Origin of the sequence: Streptococcus sp. k-378 (genome assembly GCF_013277505.1) — a bacterium.
In the GTDB taxonomy this organism is placed as follows: Bacteria; Bacillota; Bacilli; order Lactobacillales; family Streptococcaceae; genus Streptococcus; species Streptococcus pseudopneumoniae.
Genome location: NZ_VMNC01000036.1, coordinates 1 through 23,421, shown reverse-complemented (window position 1 = coordinate 23,421; position 23,421 = coordinate 1). Strand labels below are relative to the sequence as shown.

Sequence of the window (23,421 nt, the reverse complement as noted above, 5' to 3'; positions counted from 1 at the left end):
AAAGGACGAGATTGTGGAAGCTCTGTGGGACTAATAGGTTGTGGCATTAAAATATCCTCCAATAGTTTTACTTTACTAATAGTATACAGGAGGTCTTCCATGAATGATAGATACCTTGTTATGACGCGCTTACAAATGTCCTAAATCAATTGTCTATTTTATCTCTATTAGCCCAGTGATGGCGTCACTCTGTTATAGTAGATTGAAGCTAGAATAGTACACCTTTACTTCTAAAACATTGTTAGAAATTGATTTGACTGTCCTGATCAATTTGTCCTATTCTTTATTTCATTTGTAACCGCCCAATAACGAAGTATATTGAAAAATCTCCAGATTAGTGAACTTACGGATAGTTCCTAATCTGGAGACTTTTAATATGTTATTAGGCGTTTGCTTTCAACTTAGCAATAACCTCTTTAAGATTATCAATCAACTCTGCTTCAGTATGCTCAGAGCCTTTTTCATCTGCTAAGAAAGAAACTGCATTTTGAAGTTCTTCTTGAGACTTTTTAAGGACATCCTTATCCACTGTTTCAAGGTTTAAGTTCTTAAGAAGTTTACTTAATTCCTTGGTTAATTTCTCGAGTTCTGATTCTTTATTACGACGAGCTAGGAGGAAAAAGAGGAGACCTAATAGAACCAGTATACTTGCCACAATAGCTCCTACTGAGATTTGAGTTTGGGCTACAGGCTTATCTGCTTCTGGTGCTGCCTCAGAAACTTTTTGTTCTCCAGCCTTCGTTGCTGACTGGCTTTCCTTAATGGACTCTAGGGAAGCAATGGCATCTTTGACTGTTTGCAAGATATGGCGCAACCCTTGCTCTGTCAAACTGTCATCTGCAAGAGCTTTCTTAGCCTCTGCCAAAACCAGACGTGCTGAATCTGTGGTAGGATTCGATACACCTGTCAATGATCTCAAAAGATTTTCTAAGGTTTGAGTCTGCTTACTTAGTTCTGACTTGTCTAAAGTTTCCTTATCAAGGGCAGCTTGTGCCTCCGCTTTGGCTTCATCTACTTGGGCTTGAGCAGCGTCTTTAGCTTTGTTGTAAGCATCGATAGACTCTGGGGTCATACCCGTTGTTGTAGCTGGAGTATCCAAGTTGTTCTTCGCAACCGTCAAGGCTTGTTTTTCTTGTTCGGTTGCGGCTGGCGTCAAGTTAGTCTTGGCTTGGTCAAGAGCTTCTTTGGCTTTGGTTACCTTAGCAATAGCATCTTGAACAGCTTGTTCGCTGGCGTTTTGGTCGTTGATAACGACTTGTGCTTCCTGAGCTGCAGTTTCAGCTTCTGTCTTGGCTTTGTTGTAAGCTGTGACAGAGTCTGGTGTCTTACCACTTGTATCTGGAGCAGCTTGAATACCTTGGTCGAGTTCCGCTTTAGCCGCTTCAAGAGCTTTCTTATCGGCTGTCACCTTATAGGTTACAGGAATATCCTCTGTCGTACCATCTGCATAAGTGACGGTAACTGTAATCGTATGATTTCCAACCGTAGTTGGGTATTGAGTCCCATCTTTTAAAACAGCAGATTGCTTTTTATCAGCAGTGATAGCATTTAACAATTCATCGTTTGTCGGAGTTTGTCCTTTAACCTTGCTAATGGTTTGAGATGTAACCGTGTGTTCAGTCGGACGGAAACCATTTTGTGCTTGTTCACTCTGTTGGTCTCCCTCACCAGCTGTCGCAATCAATTCAATTGCTTGAGGACTTGTATAGACACCGTTTGCGAGAGTAGCACTGCTACCATCAACGGTTAGATTGCCTGATACAACAGTCCACGCATTTCCTTCTTTATGAAGTTTCGCAGTCTGTTTAGATCCATCATTAGCTTCGTAGTTAATAGTAACATCATCTGCATCTTGAGGAAGAGTAAAGACAAGATCACCATTATCTTTTTGACTACCTGTCACTTGAGCTGGTGTCGCATATTTTGCTTTCACCGTCACATCAACTATTTCTTGACTGTTATCTTGATAAGTTACCGTAGCAGAAATCTTCTGACTTTGACCTGCTAGAACAGTAGGCAAGTTTTGAGCAGTAGCAGTTTGTTTGTTATCTGCCGTAACTGCTTGATTGACCTGATTTGCAGTCGGAGCACCGTTTGCTGCCACAATGATATCTGCAACCGTTGGTGCTGTATGAGTAGGAACAATCATACTTCCTGCTCTATCTTCACTCTTAGCAGCTCCACTTCCTGCTGTTGCAACATAAGTAACTTGGTTACTCCCTTTGACAAGATTTGCTGGGATGACTACGGTATTTCCTACTCTACGGAATAATGACCCAGCTGGCAATTCCCAGTTGTTCGCTTTAGAAAGGACAGTATCCTCAACAACCGTATCACTAGTAGGAATATGAAGAGTTAACTGATCCGCATCTGTCGGCAGAGTAAGTACAAAGTCACCATTTTGCTTCACTTCAGCTTGAATTTCGCTTGGTTGAGCCGTCTTAACAACAGCACTTACTTCCTTACTTTCAGAAGAATCACCTAAGGCTTTAACCTTCACAGTACGTCCTGCTTGAGCTGTACCACCCATTAAAGTAGGGTTTCCATTCTTAACCTCAAATCCATCTGGACTGATCCAACCAGAGTTAGTCTTCGAAATCGTTACAGTCTTCTCTTGACCATTAGCTGGAGTATAGGTTACAGATAGACTTGTCGCATCCTGTGGTGCTTCAATCGTAACACTCGTATCATCATTTGGTATCAATACTGGATTATTAAGAAGACCGATAGCCTTATGCGTAGCCGCCACTGAGAAATCAGACAACTCTGTCTTCTGGCTAGCTGAAACAAGAGTACCAGATTTAGCGGTGTTGACTGCCATGACAATATTGTTACCAGTAGTTACTACCGAACCAATGTGAACATTATCAGTTCGGATCCACTCATCCCCACGCTTATCAAAGGTTAGTTTCCGCATGGTGTTTCCTACATCTGTATAGGAAACCTCAGCATGAGTCGCCTTTTCATCCAGCGCAATCTGAATGCTATAGTCGGCTTCTTGAGTGATGACTGGAGAGCTCAATTGCGGTGCTTTTACTCGTACAGTATTGCTATCTGCACTTGTCAAGTCACCTGCTGCACCTGTCGCAACTGCAACCCCCTTCAACTCCGTACCATCTTTCAAATCATCTGCAGAAAGAATGAGTCGGCTACCATCTTGAGAAGGAGTCACAGTCAAACCTTGTGCAACCCAGCTCAAACCATTCTTCGTGATCGAAGTCGTTGTTTCAGCCGCACCATTCGTTGGCGTATAGGTAACGTCTAGTCTCGTTGCACCATCTGGAATGCTAATACCAACACTACCATCTTCATTTGCAGTCGCAACTGGAGTCGTTGGTTTTACAGCAAATCGAATCACTGTCTTAACCGTACGACCACGAAGTTCTGCTGGAACACTATTTCCATTACCAAACGTGCTGATGACTGTTCGGGTAAACTCTCCAACCGTACCTGCACTTGGCTCTCCATCCTCCCAACCATAAGTCATGCCCGCTGGTAAAGCGGTCGCAGTTGACTGCTCAACATAGTTGGCTGCGTTCGTATCAAAAGCTTGGTTTTGCGTATTTGTATACGTATCTGTAGACTTGGATTTCACTCCGTAGATAGTTGGAATCACATACTGCGTCGTTACATCTGAAAAGGCAATGCCATCTACTCCCGCAGCTGGATAGGTAACCTTGATACGTGGAATGTTGCGTCCTGCCGTCACGACAGCTGGATTTCCTTCCCAAGCAAGAGAAGCAGCTCCTTCATCTGTCACAAAGTGAGACAAGCTCTCGTTTGTAATCACTTCGTCAGGAGCTTTTAGAACTGGTTTCGCAGTTGGCTGTGCAAGAGTCTTAATTGTAAGGGTTACTTCTTGTTCCTTGGTATGACCTGGTAAACGAACAAATAGTTTTTCAGTCCGTGTACCTGCTTCACCCTTGGCAATGTTTTGACCAGATTCCCAACGAGCTGCCGTTGCAGAATCAACAGCACTACCATCTGAGAGGGTTAACAATTTAGAAAGGGTAGCTTGGTTGAGATTGCTTAGTTCTGTAATATTACCAGAACCTGCCAAGGTTTGAATCGTTCCTTTAGCAGATACCGTCACTTGCGTACTAGAAACTGGATCACTACTATCTGATTCAACTCGTTGGCTGTCATCGTTTGGCATATAGACAGACTTCACAGTCAGATTCGTTGATGCAGGGATGTCCGCTGTCGGAGTGAGCTCTGCAGTCACTAGCTTGCTATAAGCACCATTCTTAGGAACTTCGACACTACCTAATTGTGTAGTACCATTGTAGAGGTAAAGTGTTGTTCCAGGAGTCGCATTCGTAACGGATACATGAGTTCGCGTGCCTGCTTTTCCTGTCAAGTTGGTTGCAATACTTGGCTTAGCTGGTTTTGTGATGAAGGTTATCTCAGTAGTTTCTTCCGCCAAGTTTTCTGATTTCGGATTGCCACCATTCGCATTTGGATAGTAGACCTTAACCTTATTGGTCTTCTTACCGAGCCAGTCTCCTGAGATATTACCCCATGTTGCTGAACCGTACTCTTTATTTCTAGTTTCATCTGTCTTCCAGAAGTATTCTGTTCTTGTTGGTGCATTCGGAGTCGTTGTGACATAGTTGCTTGCTTGATTGCTATCAAAACTTTGTGTAATGTCGCGTGTGTACTCTGATTTTTTCACTACAGAATGGTAGGTTGGAAGCGCAACTTCAAGTGTTTTTACCGTTGGGTTTTGAGAGTCTCCACTTGGGTAAACCACTTCGATAATGCCACGATTTTGAGCCGATGCTGTGCCAATACCTGGTGCAGTACTTCCTTGCCAACGAACTGTCACTCCAGCTGGTTTTGCAACGGTTTGGTTACCATCCTTGAACTCGATATAATCTTCTGGGTTGGTACCATTTGAGAGGGTACCTTGTTTATTGTTGTAGCTACCTACATTGTTTTTCAACTGTGCTGGTGGATAAACAGGCACCTTCACAGTCACAAAGTAACTTTGGGTGCTAAGAGCACCGTTCTCATCGGTCGCACTGTAGCTGACTTTAACGATACCTTCTTGATCAACATTAGCAGTCGTTGTATCTGGTTTTTTATGCCATGTCACCGTCATATCCGCTGGTTTAGCAACTGTTTGATTGCCATTGACAAACTTGACATAGTTTTCAGGGTTATCCCCATCCAACAAGCGATTGTTCTCTGTGAGGACATTGACAAATTTTGCTTGCCCGGCTTCAGCCTTAGGATAAATGGTAATAGAAACCGTAACTTCTGCTATTTCTTGGTTTTGAGCACCTGCGTCACCCTTTTCAGAGATCGCAACAATGCCAGTATGTGGACCAACAGTCGTAAAGTCAGGGGTATTCTTCCAGCTTGCTACCAGATAGTCAGGCAAGGCTTTTTCGACACTATTTTCTTTATAGGTAATCACTTTTTCTGGATGTGTCGACAAGTCTATCAAAACTTGGCTATCTTTGACTTGTTTGACAGTCTTCGCTTCAAAGTTTTGAGCTATCAAGTTATCTCTGCTATAAACAGCACTTTCTAACACAGAAAGATATTCAGAATTATTTTTCAACTCATTTGAGTCTAATAATTCTTTAATTTTAGCTAACCTTTCTCGGTAAGCACGGACACTGTCTTTAGTTTTTCTATGTTCATCTTTTTGTTGGTCTTCAAGCAGTTTATTATAAGCCTGTTGCAATAGTGACTTCGCTATATGTTTAGTGTCTTGTGTAATATTAAAGTCGAGCCCAGTAATCGGCAATGAGTATTGTAAATACGAAGAATTATAACTCATCCCACCATATCTTTTATTAGCTAGACTTAATCTTACTTTGTATGAAGTTACACCTTTAGGCAATTCAATCAACTTACTCGTAAAGCGTCCTACTGTTCCATTAGGTCTATTGGCATCCAATGCCATCTTACCTTCTATTTCTTCTTTAGTATTGCTTGAAACGTTTATTTTCTCTGTAATTTTTGTTCCATCTTTAGCTGCAATAACTGTCCTTTCCTTATCAGTAATGTTCTTATCCGGTCTAAATGTTGTTGTATAAATTGGATTAGTAGAATTATCAGTATATACTTCCACCTTGTATTCAGCCTTAGAACCTTCAACATCTCCCGTATAACCTGTTTTGAAATCCACTCTTACTTTAGAACCTTCAGCTGAAGAATACACTTTAAAAGTTTTTTCTATTCCATCAAATCCTTTTGCTGTTCTAGCTGTTGTTTTTCCAGATTCATTGTTACCTTTGTAAGGTTGTCCATCATAAGGAACATCCGTATCTCTACTAGCTTTTGTCACCACTTTTGATAATAGCAATGTGTATTCACTATTCCAATCAAGAACTTGTTCTCGAAGCCAAGCATCATTAGTTCTGTTTATATTTATAGTATATGCCGGGAATACACCTTTTGCTGTTTTTCTAGCAATAGCAAATTTTCCAACTTGTCCATCAGTAGTTACAGCTTTCCAACCACCAAACTCATCAAGTTCTCTTACCTCTCCTAGTGCTATACCTTTAGCATCACCTAATTTCTTCATTTGAACGCCGTTGATTTTATTATTGTTTTCAATCACATTCGGCAATGTTTTTAATTTTTCTACTAACTCCTCTACACTCGCATCAGCGCTTGGTGCTATGTAAGTCTGATTTGCTGATGGATCATCCGTTGCAACATCTGCACCTGGAGTGGCACTTATATCACGTCTTTTACGTACTTTTGGCTTGTTGCTTGCTTCTTCTGATCTTGTACCTTCACTGTCCTCTGTAGATTTTGGAGAGCTAGAGTCCCCGCTCACAGAGTCTTCATCCGATTGAGTCTTTGTTGTAGTTTCGCTTCTTTCAGATGAGTTGGCTTCTTCCTCTTTGGTCTCTGGATGACTTTCTTGCTTGCCTTCATCCCCTGCTTCAGTATTGGTTGCAGATCCTTGTTTCTTTGCAGCAGGAGCAGCGTAGGTTAGCTGTGGATCCTCTGATTTTTTCTCTGTTTCCGAATCCTTATCAGCTGCCACCTCCTCATTTGACTGTATGGTCTGCGCTTCCGCAGCAGATACCGCTCCACTTCCCATAAAGAGATACAGCGCCGCCACGGCTACCGAGGCCGCTCCAAAACTAACCTTACGAATCGAAAAGCGCAATTGCTTTTCTCTATCTTCATTATCTTTATAAAACATATATCATTTTGCTCCTTTTCCGATAATTATCGGCTTAGTATATCTATGGAAGGGCAAATAAAAAAGCCCCCCCCTAAAATATTTGGGCATACTTTAGGCAGGCTTAACTCATTATACTCTCTTTCTTTTTATAAATCAAACATTATGAACTAAGCTTGATATCATGTATCTTATCGTGGAAATATTGACTTCATTTTCTCCTACGATTGGTTCTTTATCCAGACTCAACATATCCACGGTAAAGCGACGTTGACGTGGTTTGAAGAGATTTTCGAAGAGTATTAAACCCCAAATTATTCATATCTCACACTAACCAAACAATTCAAAAACCACCAGAAGAGCCGTTAAAATACTGCCCTTCTGGTGATTTTCATTGATAGCTGAGTCTTGAAGAAGCTAGAGTTTCAAATTGCAACTACTATCATACAAAACTCTTTGATCCTATTTATTTTTATCACAATTTTGATTTATAGTTCTCCGAATACCTTTTAAATGTGAAAGCATTTCATTAGAGCTTTGAAAAATACATACACTGTTTTTATTCGTATGTTAACTTGATAGAATCTTTGTCTTCAAGCATTTTTTTAATGTTAACGACAGGCAATATGAAGTTGGGGAACTCATTACCCCGAGTAATCATATCAGATACGATAGGCCGAATATAGGACCAAAGCATTGCTAAGCCATTCTCTTTAAGAAAAGTTTCAAAAGGAATATCAAATTCTGTCTTGTCATATATAAATGAAAATTCTCCAACAATATCTACAATAAGCTCAAAAGCAGAATCATCTGAATCTATATTTCCTTGCTTTGTTATTAAGTTAACGTAAGTAAGGTTTTCAGATTTTCTTATTAAAATCTGTGCAGACAATTCAGGCTGTAAATTAATAGTACTATTTGTTTGGTCAAAACTAGGATTTCTTCGATACGATACTTCATTTAAAAAGTAATCTTTAAATTGTAAAGAGGACATTAAGCTGCCACCTCACTATTTTCTTTTGTTGTAATTAAGTTTTCAGAATCTATTGGTAAATATGAAAAACATGACTTCTTGTTTTTTATATTATATTTAGGCATTGCATTTACTTTAGTTACAGAATTCAAATCATCAAACTCTTTTTGATTATTTAATTGAGGAGTAAAATGGATTTCATCTTTATATTTTTTAAGACTTCCTGATATATTCAAATCATAATCAAATTCATTGTTTACTGAATAAATTTTGTTGGCCTTAATATTTTCAACTAATTCTTGGAACATTGGAGAATCCATCAAAGAAAATTCTTCAGTTCCTAAAAAGTTTGACAATAAACTCATAAAAGCCTCCTTATTTATAAAATGTTTGTAATACAATTTAAATCACGGATACAAATTTCCTCTCCATTCTTTCCGTCAATTACTGGTAAAAATGGAATAGCAGTATATGTTTTGGACTGCACTGCTTCATAATTCTTCCCATGCTGAGACGCTAAATCAAGCAACAGCTCAATAATTAATCCTTGATTTTGGTTAAGAAGAGTAGCTCTATTTTTGGCTCCGCTACCTGAAATACCTGCAATCTCACGTTCAATTTGAATAGATGCTGCTTGTCGATATTCCTCTAATAACCTTTGGTTTTTTGGGTTATCTAAAATAAAAATCTTATCTATAGATTTTAGGGTGATTTTAGCATGAATTAACTCAGGCCTAACCCCAGGTTTGCTTAGTTCAAATGACTTATACTTTGCGACATAAGCAGAAGCAATCGTTTTACCAGTATCTTTGTCAAAAGGTAGAAAAAAGTAAATACCATTACCCAAGTCGTTCGGATGTCTCTGTTTATGAATACCAGGTTTATATTTCTCATAAGAAAACCCAGCAGATAGAATCTTTTCTTTTATTGGTGGTGTGGTGCCGTGCCACCTACTATATTGTAGCATAGAACTTCCTGATGAAGCTACTAGCTTGATTATACTGTTAAAGCTTAGATAATTCAACTATTACGGGATTTTTTGAAAACATTCTAGCGATTTCCAGAACGGAACTGAGCATTAAGACAATAACTACCTCACCTTATCATGCCAAAATTATCGGATTTTATCAGAATTAAAACCCCATAAAATCGGGCTTTTTCCATTCTTCAAGAAAACGCTTTTTTGAAGAATAGGATTGTAATTTCTGGTTCTAATCGTTCAAAATGCGTGTTTTTGCAAAATAGAAATGCAAGCCAGAACCTGCAAAAACATTATCTATTCTAAATAGTCTTTTTCTGTTATGACTCTTAATCTAGTAGAATAATTCTGGAATGTTGAGAATTTAAAGCGTTTAGGATCTTCAAGTTTGTTTCTATCGTTCATTTCTAAAGCACGGTTATAGTCTATAATAGCTTTTACCAACTTATTAATTATAGCTCTATCATTGTCCATTACTTTATAATAATCTTCGATTTTTCGAAGTCGAAAAGTAGTATTTAGCAAATAACTTTCATCTTCTAAAATCAAGGTTTTACCAATATCTAATCCTTCAACATACCCTTCTTTTGCTGAATTTCGAAGCTTATACTTCAACTGATACTTTTTAGGAATATAACTTCTAAATGGAATCAAGAAAGTTAGCCCCTGTATTTTGACAAGAGTTACCGCAAATCCCCTTCCTTTATTCATTACTTCCTTCGTCTTAAAGTCATAGTCCATCGCTTGAATAAGGTCGTAATCCTTGCACATTTTTAAATCAATTTGACCTAATTTTAACTTTTTGCTTTTTATTTCTATTCCCTAGATAAAAAGCTCACTAAAAAGTGAGCAACATTTCCAATGAGATACTTCTGTTGACGAGCGCGTCTCTCCGCCCCCTCATTGCCTCACGAAAAGGCTAGACGAATCGAAAGGAGGTGAGTTTTCCTGTTTTCAATTCTACTTATTCTTACACATTTTTTTAATTTTGTCAAACAAAAAACGCAAGGCTAAGCCTGCGGTGAGTGTAATCTATTTTGAAATTTTTAAATAAAAAAGGAGCATTTAAGCCCCTACTTTGAAATAACGGACCCTTGGCTGGTCGGTGTACCCAGCATCTCAGATACCTTTTTGCAAGGTGTGGCAGGAACCTTTCTGCCCTCAAATGTCTTTCGTTAATGTTATTCTAGCACTATCTAATTTTTTGTCAAGTTTTCTCAATCTACCAGACTTGATACGTATTAGCTACACCCTCAACAAATTTATACTCTTCGAAAATCTCTTCAAACCTCCTCAGCTTCCACCTGAAACCTCAAAACAGTGTTTTGAGCAACCTACAGCTAGCTTCCTAGTTTGCTCTTTGATTTTCATTGAGTATTAAAAAACTCTCTTATCTGAAACCATCACAAAAAAACAATTGAAATACTAAGCCTACACAGACTGATTCCAATTGTTTTTTAGATTGTTTAACAATCAATTTTACCATTCTTCATAGTCAAAACCATCATAATCTGGATATTGTTCTGGCGGCGTTCCAACCGAACGTACGAGATAAGCTTCTTCGCCCTCTGTCTCGATTTCTCTCAGCACTTGGCATTCAAAACGCCATTCATCACCGAAGTCGAAAATAAACTTAAATTTTTGTTTGACACTTAGGGTATCCAGATAGACATTTTCTGTGTAACGTTCTTCAACATCGTCACTAACAAAGCTAAGAAAGTAAGAATCTGCATGACTCCACGCAACATTATCCATGAAAAATGCATGAGCATGAGCATTTGCAAAATCAAAACTCCATAAAATCACATCTGCTAGTTCTGCTAACGTTTTTGTTTTTGGAATTTGTATATGTCGGTAGCAACCTTTTTAAAATTTGACGAAAATGACCCAGGCTTCTACAGATGCTGGCTTTTCAGCTTCTATTTCTTGTTTTACTAATTTTAAGTGTACCACAATACCTCCAATTGCTAATCGATAGAATTGCTCTTAGGAAACATTCCCTTTCTGCTATTTTATCATAAGTTTGTCTAACTGTGGCATTTGAAACTAGATAATTCTTCTGTTTCACGCGAAACACCCTGCGCCAGGCAAGGTGTTCTTGTTTTTAAGTTGTATAAATCGTTGAAGCTGTCGCAATAGTATGCCACTGGTTGGCTGTTGTGGCTGCGAAGTCCTTGTCTGCGTAGAAGTCGTTAAATGGCAGAATTTCCACTTCCAGCTCATCGATGAGGTCAAGCTGACCAGCCAGGTAAGCCTCGATGCGGCTTTCTGCTCGCTTGATGCGTTGCAAGAGTCCGCCCATGCGGATGTCAACTGTATCCAAGCCAAAGACCTTGTTTTCTTTCAGCCATTGGTGGCTAAAGAGGGCATGGAAGTGTTCAATTTGGCTTCTGAGTTCTGGTAATTCTTGTCTTGCGATTTCTTGCAGACTTTCCTTATCATTCGCTTGATAGGCTTGACGAATGCGCCGTCCCACATCTACTTTGCTACTTAAAATGGCATTCAACTGAGCCTGAGTTTCAAAGAGGTAAGCATAGTTCCCAGCTTTTTCTTTGATTTCAGCAAGGGTCTCAGCAGCCTGAGAGAAGTGCGGTTTGTCCTGTTCAGGTGTCATGTGTTGATCAAGAATGGGACAGAGAACATCCTGATAAAAGACATAGCGGTTGGGATTGATACCACTGAGATTATCTGGCAGGTCTGACAAGAGGTTGGCAAGGTCAATCTGCATAAAATCTTCAACCGATAGACCAGTATTGGTCTGAAAGTGAGCAGACAAACGGTCTAGGTCATTGCGATAGCTTAGTTCGGCCCAAATTTGCAAGCTTGGGAGAATAGAAAACTGGGCAGTTTCACCACCATTGTCTCCCCAACCAGTTACGATGACTTCTTTAATCTGATTGGCACGGCAGGCTTTATTAGCCTCAATAGCTACTAGACGGCTAAAATGGTTGTGAGGTGTAAATCCAATCCACTTCCAAGCACCTCCTGCGAAGGCAAGATCATGGCTAATCTTGTGGTGGTTGCGGAAATTGCGATTGTATTTTTCCTCGCTATCCTGATAATAGTCCCAGTAAACCAAGGTCACTCGGTCTTTGAGACGGTCTAGGTAGACACGCGTTTCCTCTGGAATTTCCACATCACGGTCGTACTGGCCATCTGCTGACATAAGTTTGAAGAACATATCGCTCCACATCTGACAGTGGAAACCATATTTGTCAGCAATATCCAGCACGCGCTCCAAGTGTTGACACATTAGGAGACTACGATCCACAACACCGTTCAATATCAAATAACGTCCCAAGCCAACCAAGTGGGCTTCGTCCATCCCGATATTGACCTTGCGAGTTTGTAGTTTAGATAGAGTAGCAAACATGCCATCAATCAGGTCATAAACCTTTTCTTCGCCGATAAGAAGAATGTCCTCCACATCACGGAGTTCCTGCACTTCCTTGACACCCCATTTAACAAAGGCCGACAAATGGGCCAAGGTCTGGATACAAGGCACAAAGGTCATATCAAACTGCTGGGCGTAGGCTTCTATTTCCTGCAACTCCTCAGCCGAATAAGCCCCACGGAAATAACCAAAATAAGGCTGTCCCTCAATCTGGTAGGTGTCTTCCATGTAGAGTTCAAAGGTTGAGTAGCCCATGAGAGCCAAGACCTCAATCATCTGTTTGGCAGAAGTCACATTTAGCACCGCATTTCGAGAACAGTCTGCCATGTAGGCCAACTCTTCATAAGCCGCCTGCTCCTCAATCCCTACTTTATCACCTTCTGCTAGAGCTGTTACCAACAAGGACAAGGCACGATAAAGTTGGTGAGGTTTGCGGTAGGTCAATTGATAGTGGCCACCCTCACCCTTGATAGAGATAGAGACTTGGTCAGACTGAGCGACTGCTACCTCTACATCTGGTAGCAGAATGTGCTTTTTAAGCAACTCTAATGCTTTCTCTTGTTTGGGACTAAGCCCTGTAAATCTTACCATTGGTTTTCCTCCTGTAACCAGTTGACAAAGGCACCGTAGAGATTAGCATCTGCATGATAGGTGCAGGCTTGGATGACGGGTGCGACCGTGTATTCTTCGTAGGTTTCGACAAATGCATCGACAGCTTTTTTAATCCCTTGAATAAAGTCGGGATTCTGACTGATAGAGCCTCCCAGGCTAATGACATCTGGGTCGATCAGATACTGAATATTGAGCAAGCCTTGAGCCAGATTGCGGTTCATGCGCTCAATGGCTTCTTGACAAAGGGCATTTCCTGCTGCGGCCTCTTGGTAAATTTTGCGACCGTCCCAATCAGTCTGACCAGATTTTTCAATCACGTAGCGTACCATATTCCCAGTTGACGCTAGTTGCGACCAGTTGTTGAGCTTTTCAGCAGGGGCAAGGGTTGTCATGTAGCCAAATTCTCCACCCAGACCGTGGCGACCTCGATGCAGTCTGCCATTGATAATCATAGCTCCGCCAATCCCTGTCCCAATCACGACACAGGCAGCGTTTTCAAGCTCTGGATGAGCTAGTAATTCACTGAGCCCAACGCAGTTGGCATCATTTTCCAGATGGACAGGTAGTTGATGATTAGCAAGCGCCTCATACCACGAAAAGCCGTGGATATAAGGGACGGCACTGAAGCCATCAATCACACCTGTCTCTTGATTGACCGCGCCTGGAACGCTCATAGCAATCCCACTGTAATCCTGTTCTGACAAGCGTTGATCTAGCCACGCTAGTAAATCCTCCAAGTTTTCAGGCGTTGAAATACTTGTCTTATCTAGTATTTTCCCATCAGGAGTCAGACTGGCAAACTTAATCCCAGTCCCTCCGATATCAATCGTTGCAATGGTCATTGTTTTTACCATAAAAAGGGGCGAATCAGCAGTTAGTTCTTACCTTTTCGCCCCTCCTTTCTTTTGATGTTTACTTTTTGAAATTAGATTTCTTCTTTTTTAATCAATTCTGTACGAATTTCTTGCGGTGCAATGAGGCCTCTATGAACTGGGTATGGTCGTTCCAGTAGGTCAAGGAAGAGATGTTGACTTTCCGGTACACGTACATTTTCACTACACATATTGTAGTAACGAAGGACATAGCCTTCTTCATTTTCAGCTACCTTAAAGGCTGTTGGACAGATTTGCGGTATGCTGAGAACAGAATGGCTCAAGAGGCTACCAGTCGCAGCCACGCTTCCTTCTTGTCTAGCAAGCTGAAGGCTGGTAAACGGTGTCTGCAAGGCTTTGGCGCGACGATAGGCTGAGAAGCGTTCTTGGGCTTGGTGACATTCGAGAGCAAACTCGACTTCAAACTCACGCAAGCATTGTGCTTCTGGTGTTGGGAAGTAACCCCAGTCACCTAGCTCACCTGATGCACGCAAAATAGTCACTGCAATAGTGTCGTCTTCAAGGATTTCGTATTCATTCAATCCCTTGTTGGATACAGTCACACCTTTTTCATCGTCATACAGACTAACAAAGGCTTGTTGGTGTTGAGGATTTTCAGGATTTTCCCATGAAGCTGCTGGTTTGTTTGGTCGTGTCACCACCTCATAGATGCTTTCAGAATCATTGCTTGGACGCGTGTTGTGAGTCTTGACCAAGAGACGGATACGATGGTCTTTGGCAGTGTTGGTAAAGCGAGTCTTGCAACGGATTTGTGGATTGTCAACAAAGACAGTCATCTCAGTTTCCAGAGGAATGCTTGTCATTTCTTCTGACCGTCCAGCTTCACGCTTCATAAACTCGATGATACCTTTTTGCTCTTCTTCTAGCTTTTCATCGGCACTGACAGGCACGGTCAATTCATGTTTGAGCAAGATCTTGGCAAAACGAGCTGTATTTTCCAAGACCTCGTAGCCCTTAAGCTCTGCATAGATTGGCTCTGTTCCTTTTGGTTGGAAGTAAATATACTCGTTTCCGATGTCCCCACGGTCTTCGAAGCGGATAAAATCTTCGTAGGCTTCGTGAGTTGTCTTGTCATAAACTGTGATAGTGTCATCCACACTCACCGTTACGAATGGTGTATCAATCACTCCGTTTTGGTAAATACCCTCACGGTGTTCTTGTTCTCCTTCCAGCAATTGGAAAGTTGTCCAAGAAAGCGGCGCTAGGTGAACTGGAATGGTCACGCGCACTTGACGGGCGATACGAGCTTGGCGGAACTTGTCTTTTGGTAAATCATACTCAAAATTAGCCCCAAGATCCTCGATTTTAGCCTCTACAGGACGCCCATCTAAGTCCTCCACACGGTAACTTGGCAAGGTAAGAGCAGCCATCTTCTTGTAACCTTCTGTTGGGTGCAATTCCTTGAAATCACAAGTCGCCACATCAATCACTGTGCTGACAGTATCAACCTTATCATGCAAGCCTGTGTTAATAACCGTAAAGAGATAGTCACTCTGAGCTTCGTGAGTTGCAATTTTGCCCTTCCACTCGTTGAGAAGATTGGTCTTGACAAAGGTTCCGACTTGGTTGACCTTGGCAAAACGTGTCTCCATCTCACGGTGAACTTCGTCCACGCTACAGCCACAGATACTATCATGGGGCGCATTCTGCAAAAGAGTTTTCCAAGCATAGGTCAACTGGTCCTTGTGGTTGTGGCCCCCAGTCATAATTGTCAAGGGTTCTACAACTTGCTCTAGGAGGTTGCTATTTTCTTGGAAGGCTTGTTTGAGATAAATACGAGATGAAGAAGTGTTAGCAAGTGTGTACCAGCCGTCTGTTTCCTGACTGGTCAACTCACCTGTAACCGTTGATAATTGCTCCGGTAGGGCACTTTCCACGACTTGGACATATTCATCAAAAGAACTATGAACAAAGGTCACATCTGGGAAGAGTTCATTTGCCACACGAATAGCTTCGCTCAGATTTTTCTGTACAGGCTGGTGATCACAGCCGTTCATCATCAACCATTGGTTGGTCGAAGCATAGGCACGCACATCTGACAATTTTTGTTTCCAGAAGGTCAAGGCCTCATCTTTATCAACTGGGATTTCATTCCCGTTACTGTACCAGTTGGCAAAGAGAATCCCGAGGACACGACTTCCGTCCGCACCCTGCCAGTACATTTCTGAAAACTGGGATGTAAACTGCTCGTCTTCGAGGACTTGGTTGTCAAATCCAATCGGCTTCACACCACGACCAAAGGCTGCCACGTGAATGCCTGATTTTTGAAGGATTTGAGGCGCTTGTCCCATATTTCCAAAGGTATCTGGGAAGTAACCAATCTGGGTTGATTTGCCCCATTTGGCAGCTTCTTGCTGACCAATAAGAGTATTGCGGACATTGGCTTCACTTGAAATCAAGTAATCATCTTGCAAGATGTAAAAGGGACCAATTTTCAATTTTCCTTCGTCGATGTATCGTTGGACTTTGTCGCGATTTTCAGGGCGAATTTGCAAGTAGTCGTCAAGGACAATAGTTTGTCCATCCAAGTGGAAACTCTTGAACTCAGGGTCATTTTCAAAGAGATCAAAGAGATTGTCAAATAATTCCACCAACTGCATACGGTGGCTTTCAAAAGGCAAGTACCACTCACGATCCCAGTGACTATGTGAGATAATATGTACGACAACATTTTCCATGAAGTAAAACCTCATTCTAAATTAAATTTTTAATGTTTTAAATGTAAATTTGTGATTCTGACAAGAATCAGTTGCGCTAAAGCATGTTCCTTAGCGAATATCTAGGTAATCCAAGACCAATTCACAGAACATCATGTTGGCCCAAGAGAACCATTCACGAGAGTAGAGCGTTGGGTCATCCACGTGGAAGCTTTCGTGCATAAGACCTGTACCACCATCGCAAGCAACCAGCTGATCCAGCAAGAATTTCTTCTCTGCCTTATCTCTTGTTGTCAAGCCTTGGATAGAAAGGGCGATGGGCCAGATATAGCGATAGAAGGTATGAGAACTTCCGAGACCGCTAGCGTATTCTCCTTGGTAGAAATATGGATTTTCAGGGCTCAGAATGGTACGACGAGTTGCTTGATACACTTCATCATCGACCGAACAGTAGCCCAGATAAGGCGCAGCCAACAGACTTGGTACGTTTGGATCATCCATGATGCTAGCATTTCCTAGACCATCCACTTCAAAGGCATAAATCTTTTCGCCCTTGCTGTTGCTTGTGTAGGCGTAGTTTTCAATTCCTTCTTGGATTTCAGACTGGAGGCGCTTAGCATCAGCAATAACACTCTGGCTATCAGCTAGATTCAATTCTGCAAAGATTTCTTGCACATAACCCAAGACTACTACAGCAAACATATTTGACGGAATCAAGTAACTATACTGACAGCAATCATCACTCGGACGAAAGGCTGACCAGGTCATGCCTGTCACTGCAAAATCAGGTCCAAAGCCATCATTTACCAAGGTGTCTTCCTTGCGGTCCGTATCTCGGACAAAACGATAAGGAGAGTTCTTGTGGTCTTGTTCCACCGTCCAAAGATGGAGAATTTCCTTAGTCGCTGCGACAAAAGTCTCATCAAACTGACTAGTCTCGTCAGTCTCTTTCCAGAGGAGATAAGCCAACTGCAACGGATAGCAAAGCGAGTCCACCTCGTACTTGCGTTCCCAAATCCAGCCATTAAGGTCTGTGTGGTCAGTCTCATGGTGCCCCTTCCAGTTTTCCTCAATGTTGAAGGAATTGGCATAAGGATCCTTGAGTACCAAGGTCATCTGACGTTTGACCAAACCTGCAATGGTCTGACGCAGGAGCGAATCTCTTTTAGCCACATGCAGGTAGGGTCTGAGTTGGGCTGTCGAATCTCGAAGCCACATAGCAGGAATATCCCCAGTCAAGACAAAGGTTGAACCATCTTCTAGGATTTCAACCGTATTGTCCAAGGTGTCTGTGTAGCAACGCTCGAAAACATCCACCCACTCTGGATGGTCCTTAGCCCGCTCTGCCACTTCATCTAGCCATTCTCTAACAATTTCTTTTGAATAAATCATCGTGCAGTATCCTCTTTCAAACAAGTTTCATTTTCAGTATATAGCTTTTGAGACAGAAAATACATACACAAATGATAGTCATTTTTCTACAAAATAGTTATCTTTGAACCTCCTTTTCTAAAGGCCCCATTTTTCTGATATAATGTAGAAAAACAGCTAAAGGAAAGACTATGAAACCACTACTTGAAACCATCGATACCCGCTTTGGTACTGCCAGCAAGCATGCCTTTTCTCGGGGAAATACCCTGCCATACACAGGCGTGCCTTTTGGGATGAATTACTTTGTACCCCAGACCAGTGACCAGGAGGGCTCTTGGTTTTTCGATCCGCATCTGCCTATCTTTCAGGGGATTCGATTAACCCACCAGCCCAGTCCTTGGATTGGGGACTACTCTTGGCTCCTTCTGACACCTGTCACAGGCCAACTAGGGGGAGACAGCCTCTTCCATCGTCAGTCTTCCTATGACATAGATAAGGCCTCTTTCCAACCTCATTATCTGAAAATTTTCTCCCTGCGCTATCAGATTGAAACCCAGCTCACACCGACTTGCTACGGTGCTTCTATTCGTTTGGAACAAAAGCAAGGCAAAGCCCTCTCCCTCTATCTGCACGCAGCAGATGAACTGACCGTGGAGCAAGTAGATAAGCGGACTCTTGCCCTGCGACAAGAAGGAAAAACTGAGACCAACAAAAATCCACTAACGATGTTCACTGCCCTGCAAATGAACACGGATATTCTTGCTATCAGCCAAGAAGGGGGAGACTGGCGAATCGACCTGGCAGATAGTCATGCTGAAATTCAGCTAGCCACTTCTTTCATCTCTCCTTCTCAAGCACTGCTTAATCTACTTCAACAAGATTTTGATAGCTGTAAAGTAAGTGCACAAGCGGACTGGGAAAATCTTCTCCATCGTTTTGACGTTATAGAGACAGGAGAGGCTGACCGAACCTTCTTTGACCACTGTCTCTACAGACTCTTCCTCTTCCCACAGACTTTTTATGAGGTTGATGAATCAGGGCAAGCCATCCACATGGATCTGGCCACTGGCACTGTCAAGCCCGGTGTCCTCTTTAGCAACAATGGCTTCTGGGATACCTTCCGCACTACCTTCCCCCTCTTTGCCCTTATCATACCGGAACACTACCACCGCTTTTTAGAAGGATTTCTCAATAGCTACCGCAATACTGGATTCCTTCCAAAATGGCTGGCTCCAGATGAACGGGGTATGATGCCAGGTACACTTTTAGACGGCATTATCGCAGATAGCGCCTGCAAGGACATGGCTCCTGACCTAGAAGTAGAACTCCTCCAAGCCATGCTTGAAACAGACAGCAAGTCTGACCCTCTCGGCATCAATGGCCGTCACGGACTAGCCCAATACCAAGAACTAGGCTACCTCTCTACCGACCACCACGAAAGTGTCAGTCACACCCTTGACTATGCCTATAGCGACTTTTGTATCGCCAGCTGTGCCAAAAAACTAGGGAAAATAGAAATCGCTGAGACCTACAGGACTGCTTCACAAAATTACCGCCAGCTATTTGACGCTGAAACAGGATATATGCGAGCGCGAGACAATCAAGGCAACTTCCGCCCTGACTTCTCTCCCTATAGTTGGGGACGTGATTATGCCGAATGTTCAGCCATCCAAGCGACTTTAGGCGTCCTCCACGACATTCCAGACTTAATCCAGCTTATGGGTGGAAAAGAAGCCTTCAGCAACTATCTTTTGAAAGCCTGTCAAGATGCTCCCCTCTTTGAGACAACAGGCTATGGTTACGAGATTCACGAAATGAGCGAAATGGCTACCGCTCCTTTTGGACAAGTCGCTATTTCCAACCAACCGAGCTTCCACATTCCTTATCTCTTCCGTTACAGCAACTACCCTGACTACACTGCCCTTCTTATCAAGACGCTCCGTCAGAAAGCCTTTCACCCAAGTTGGCAAGCCTATCCTGGAGATGAAGACAATGGCAGTCTCTCTGCTTGGTACATCTGGTCAGCTCTCGGATTTTATCCTACCTGTCCAGGAAAATCAAGCTATGATCTCGGAATCCCTCTCTTTGACCATCTACGAGTCTACCTAGCTAAAGAAGGTAAATGGCTGGATATTCATACTAAACAAAACCACAACCATTTTAACTTTGTCAAAGAATGCCGACTGAACAAAAACCTAGTATCAACTATTCAACACCAAGACCTCCTAAAAGCTGAACAGTTAACCTTTACCCTTAGCTGGTTACCAAATCAGCCGTCCACTTCCTGAAATGCAAAAATCTCCTAGCAGGCTTTCCTGCTAGGAGATTTTCTTATGAGAGGTACTTGTTAAGCTTTGAAAATTGGATTTATTATTCGATAAGTATCAAACCATCTACCAATTAAGCTTCTTCGTCTTCTTTACGACGACGACCTGCAAGACCAAGACCAAGTAAGGCACTTGCGGCAGCTGCTACCATAGCTACAGTAGAATCTGCTGTACCTGTATTTGGCAACTCTTTAGCGACTGTACGCACGTTTGTTGCTGCTTGGTTAGCATTTGCTGCTTGAGCTGGAACTACAGCTGGTGTTTGAGCAGCTTGGTCATTAGCTGGACTTGCATGATTAGTTGCTGGAGAAACTTTCGCCAGGAAGTCTTCGATACGTTTAACCGTTGCAGCCACATCTGCCTGAGTTGCATCTGCATTAGCAAATACTTTCTTAGCATCCGCTGATAATGCGTTCGCTGCTTTTGCAGTTTCTGCATCAAGCTTAGTTGATTCTTGGATGATTAGTCCATCTAACTGACGAATAGCATCTGCTAACTTAGCTTTATCCACTTTTGCTTCAGTGTTAGTAGCTCCGTTATTTTGAGCTGAAGGAGCTTGTTTAAAGATAGCTTCAGCGGTAATTGCTAAAACTTTGCCATCTTTAGTTACAACAGTTGCATTTCCTGCCTTGTCAAAGAGAACATCTACTACATCAGCATTTGCTGCTTTAATCTTAGCTTTTGCAGCTTCTTTTTCTGAGTCTGTTAAGTTAGTAAAGTCTGCTACTGTTTCTTTTTCAAAGTCAAGGTTGATGTTATCTCCGCTATTCTTAGCTGTTACATCACTTTCTGTTTTCACTAATTGGTCTTTTGCAATCGATACTGTATTTCCATCTAGTGTTACTGTGGCGTTACCTTTATCGTCTACTACTACAGTCGCTCCTGAATTGACGGCTTCAATTGCTTTCTTAACTGCTGCTTTTTCATCTTCCGTTAAGTTATCTTTGTTTCCAACTAATGTACGGAATGCTGGTGTTTTCACTTTAGCAGTCTTAGCTTCGTCAGCTAGGTTTCCAGCTGGGATTACTAGGTCTAAAGCTGGAATATTCAGAACTGTACCATCAGCTTTAGTTACTGTTGCATTACCTTTATCGTCTACTACTACAGTTGAACCTGGGTTGACTGCTTTAACCTTCTCTTCGATAGCTTTCTTCTCTTCTGGAGTTAAGGCATCTGGATCTGCTACTACAGTTTTAGCTGCTGGTGTATTGACATCATTGCCTGCATTTTCTTTAGTGATATCATCTTGTGTTTTCACTAAATCAGTGGCTGGAATGACCGCTGTCTTACCTTCTGGTGTTGTAACTGTAGCATTACCCTTATCGTCTACTACTACAGTTGAGCCTGGGTTGACTGCTTTAACCTTCTCTTCGATAGCTTTCTTCTCTGCATCTGTCAACTTGTCTAGGTTCGCTGCTACAGTTTTAGCTGCTGGTGTATTGACATCATTGCCTGCATTTGGTTTAGCTGCATCTGCTGCTGACTTCGTCAAGTCTGTTGCTGGAATAACGGCTGTCTTACCTTCTGGTGTTGTGACTGTGGCATTTCCTTTATCGTCCACTACTACAGTCGCTCCTGGGTTAACTGCTTTAACCTTTTCTTCAATAGCTTTCTTCTCTGCAACTGTCAACTTGTCTGAGTTCGCTACAACCGTCTTATCCGCCGGCTTAACGATGTCGTTGCCTGCGTTTGGTTTAGTTGCATCTTCCGGTGATTTGAATAAATCTTTCCATGGAATTGTTGCCACAGTTCCATCATTTAAAGTAACAGTAGCGTTACCTTTATCATCAAATTTAACAGATTTAGCCTCAGGATTGAGTTTTCTTAATTTTTCTTCTACTTTGGCTTGTGCAGCTGAATCAGTCGGTTCACCAACCACTTTATCTGCTGGTTTAACAATTTCACCATTTCCTGCGTCAGATTTAGCTGTATCTTCCTTAGTTCTCACTAACTCAGTTGATGGAATCGTTGCAGTCTGACCTTCTGGTGTAGACACTGAAACAGTTCCGTCTGCATCGAGTAGCACAATAGAATTTGGATTTACAGACTTAACAGCAGCAATAATTTGAGCTTTTTCTGACTCTGTCAACATCGATTTATCCTTGATGATAACTTTATCAAGTGGTTTGTTAATATCGTTTCCACCTTTACCATTATCTAGATTCTCCAACGTTTTCACCAAATCAGTTGGATTAATGATTCCCTTATCACCATTTGCTGTAGTAACTTCAATATTTCCAGCGTCGTTATATTTAACCTCTTTGGCTGTTGGGTTCACTTTCCTCACTTCTTCTAAGATTTTAGCTTTTTCCTCAGCTTTTAGGTTGGCTGGATCATTAACTAGCACTTTATCAATTGGTCTGTTAATATCCCCAACTGCTCTAATTGCCGATTTATCCGCGTCTTGAATCTTATTAACATCTGCTTCTTTATTCGCAGCATCTACTAATTTCTTAGCTTCGGCTGCTATTTGATCTGCTTTATCTTTAAGATTCTCTTTCGCTTTAGGAGATAAGTCAGTACGCGCGTCAATCTCTTCTTTCTTCGCTTTTGTTTGCTCATCAATGGCTTTACGAGCATTTGGTTTATCTTCTACAACAGGTAAAACTTTCCCTATTTCAGCATTTGCATCATCTTGAAGTTTCTTAACCTCTGAATCTGTTGTAGCAATATCAATTGCTTGCTTAGCTTCTTTGGCTAAGGCTGTCGCTTTTTCAGCAGCTTCAGCTTTTTCTTCATCCGTAGCATCTGGTGTGTTTTCAATGGCTTTTAGTTGTTCAGCTAGCTTATCATCAATAGCTTTCTTGGCTGCAGCTTTAGTTGTTGTTTCTGGATTCACAGCTTTAATCGCTGCTACACCGTGTTCCTTAGCACTATCTACTGCTCCTTGAACCTTCCTTGATTCCTCTGGTGTTGTGGTTACATCTGGTTGAGCATCAATGGCCTGGTTCGCTTCGGCTGCTCGAGCTTGAGCTTCTGCTTTAACTTTCGCTTTTTCTTCAGCTGTTAGATCTTGGCGATCATCGATTTCCTTATTCTTAGCAGCTAGTTCATCTGCCACT

Annotated in this window: 12 protein-coding genes; 1 reads left to right on the top strand and 11 read right to left on the bottom strand. The window is 41.9% G+C overall.

Annotated elements, in window-relative coordinates; translation table 11 throughout:
- Nucleotides 1-382: 382 nt before the first annotated feature.
- The 10 genes from HT719_RS04660 to HT719_RS04615 all read right to left on the bottom strand — a co-directional run bounded on the left by HT719_RS04660 (nt 383) and on the right by HT719_RS04615 (nt 18,053).
- Nucleotides 383-7,174, bottom strand: coding sequence for a YSIRK-type signal peptide-containing protein (locus HT719_RS04660; RefSeq protein WP_172922247.1), 6,792 nt, complete (start codon nt 7,172-7,174; stop codon nt 383-385).
- Nucleotides 7,175-7,712: 538 nt separating this feature from the next.
- The gene (locus HT719_RS04655; protein WP_101514502.1) at nt 7,713-8,147 is read right to left on the bottom strand and encodes a protein-export chaperone SecB; all 435 of its coding nucleotides are present in this window, start codon (nt 8,145-8,147) and stop codon (nt 7,713-7,715) included.
- Nucleotides 8,147-8,491: a hypothetical protein gene (locus tag HT719_RS04650; protein WP_000055345.1), complete on the bottom strand. Its 345-nt coding sequence runs from the start codon at nt 8,489-8,491 to the stop codon at nt 8,147-8,149. The genes HT719_RS04655 and HT719_RS04650 overlap by 1 nt, the downstream gene beginning before the upstream one ends.
- Nucleotides 8,492-8,505: 14 nt before the next feature.
- Nucleotides 8,506-9,093: a hypothetical protein gene (locus HT719_RS04645; protein WP_101514467.1), complete on the bottom strand. Its 588-nt coding sequence runs from the start codon at nt 9,091-9,093 to the stop codon at nt 8,506-8,508.
- Between the two features lie 309 nt (nt 9,094-9,402).
- Nucleotides 9,403-9,816 carry a hypothetical protein gene (locus tag HT719_RS04640; RefSeq protein ID WP_240147751.1) on the bottom strand — a complete coding sequence of 138 codons (414 nt, stop codon included), beginning with the start codon at nt 9,814-9,816 and terminating at the stop codon, nt 9,403-9,405.
- 768 nt (nt 9,817-10,584) lie between these two features.
- Nucleotides 10,585-10,911: a hypothetical protein gene (locus HT719_RS04635; RefSeq protein ID WP_000604868.1), complete on the bottom strand. Its 327-nt coding sequence runs from the start codon at nt 10,909-10,911 to the stop codon at nt 10,585-10,587.
- Nucleotides 10,912-11,209: 298 nt separating this feature from the next.
- Nucleotides 11,210-13,090, bottom strand: coding sequence for a beta-N-acetylhexosaminidase (locus HT719_RS04630; protein ID WP_172925660.1), 1,881 nt, complete (start codon nt 13,088-13,090; stop codon nt 11,210-11,212).
- Nucleotides 13,084-13,953, bottom strand: a complete 870-nt coding sequence (locus tag HT719_RS04625; RefSeq protein ID WP_172928399.1) for an ROK family protein — start codon at nt 13,951-13,953, stop codon at nt 13,084-13,086. The genes HT719_RS04630 and HT719_RS04625 overlap by 7 nt, the downstream gene beginning before the upstream one ends.
- 83 nt (nt 13,954-14,036) lie before the next feature.
- Complete coding sequence (locus tag HT719_RS04620; RefSeq protein WP_172928397.1) at nt 14,037-16,682, bottom strand: alpha-mannosidase; 2,646 nt, start codon at nt 16,680-16,682, stop codon at nt 14,037-14,039.
- A 90-nt stretch (nt 16,683-16,772) separates the two neighbouring features.
- Nucleotides 16,773-18,053 (bottom strand): glycoside hydrolase family 125 protein, encoded by a 1,281-nt coding sequence (locus HT719_RS04615; protein ID WP_172928395.1) that lies wholly within the window; start codon nt 18,051-18,053, stop codon nt 16,773-16,775.
- Nucleotides 18,054-18,223: 170 nt separating this feature from the next.
- On the opposite strand from HT719_RS04615, the gene HT719_RS04610 reads away from it, so the two are divergent.
- Complete coding sequence (locus HT719_RS04610) at nt 18,224-20,320, top strand: GH92 family glycosyl hydrolase (protein ID WP_172928392.1); 2,097 nt, start codon at nt 18,224-18,226, stop codon at nt 20,318-20,320.
- Between the two features lie 112 nt (nt 20,321-20,432).
- Here HT719_RS04610 and HT719_RS04605 read toward each other — a convergent pair.
- The coding region (locus HT719_RS04605; protein ID WP_172928390.1) for a DUF1542 domain-containing protein at nt 20,433-23,421 on the bottom strand (2,989 nt) is incomplete at its 5' end.

Coding starts and splice junctions, on each gene's coding strand:
- HT719_RS04640 (WP_240147751.1), bottom strand. CDS start 9,816: ATGAATAAAGGAAGGGGATTTGCGGTAACTCTTGTCAAAATACAGGGG.
- HT719_RS04645 (WP_101514467.1), bottom strand. CDS start 9,093: ATGCTACAATATAGTAGGTGGCACGGCACCACACCACCAATAAAAGAA.
- HT719_RS04615 (WP_172928395.1), bottom strand. CDS start 18,053: ATGATTTATTCAAAAGAAATTGTTAGAGAATGGCTAGATGAAGTGGCA.
- HT719_RS04630 (WP_172925660.1), bottom strand. CDS start 13,090: ATGGTAAGATTTACAGGGCTTAGTCCCAAACAAGAGAAAGCATTAGAG.
- HT719_RS04620 (WP_172928397.1), bottom strand. CDS start 16,682: ATGGAAAATGTTGTCGTACATATTATCTCACATAGTCACTGGGATCGT.
- HT719_RS04650 (WP_000055345.1), bottom strand. CDS start 8,491: ATGAGTTTATTGTCAAACTTTTTAGGAACTGAAGAATTTTCTTTGATG.
- HT719_RS04625 (WP_172928399.1), bottom strand. CDS start 13,953: ATGACCATTGCAACGATTGATATCGGAGGGACTGGGATTAAGTTTGCC.
- HT719_RS04655 (WP_101514502.1), bottom strand. CDS start 8,147: ATGTCCTCTTTACAATTTAAAGATTACTTTTTAAATGAAGTATCGTAT.
- HT719_RS04660 (WP_172922247.1), bottom strand. CDS start 7,174: ATGTTTTATAAAGATAATGAAGATAGAGAAAAGCAATTGCGCTTTTCG.
- HT719_RS04610 (WP_172928392.1), top strand. CDS start 18,224: ATGAAACCACTACTTGAAACCATCGATACCCGCTTTGGTACTGCCAGC.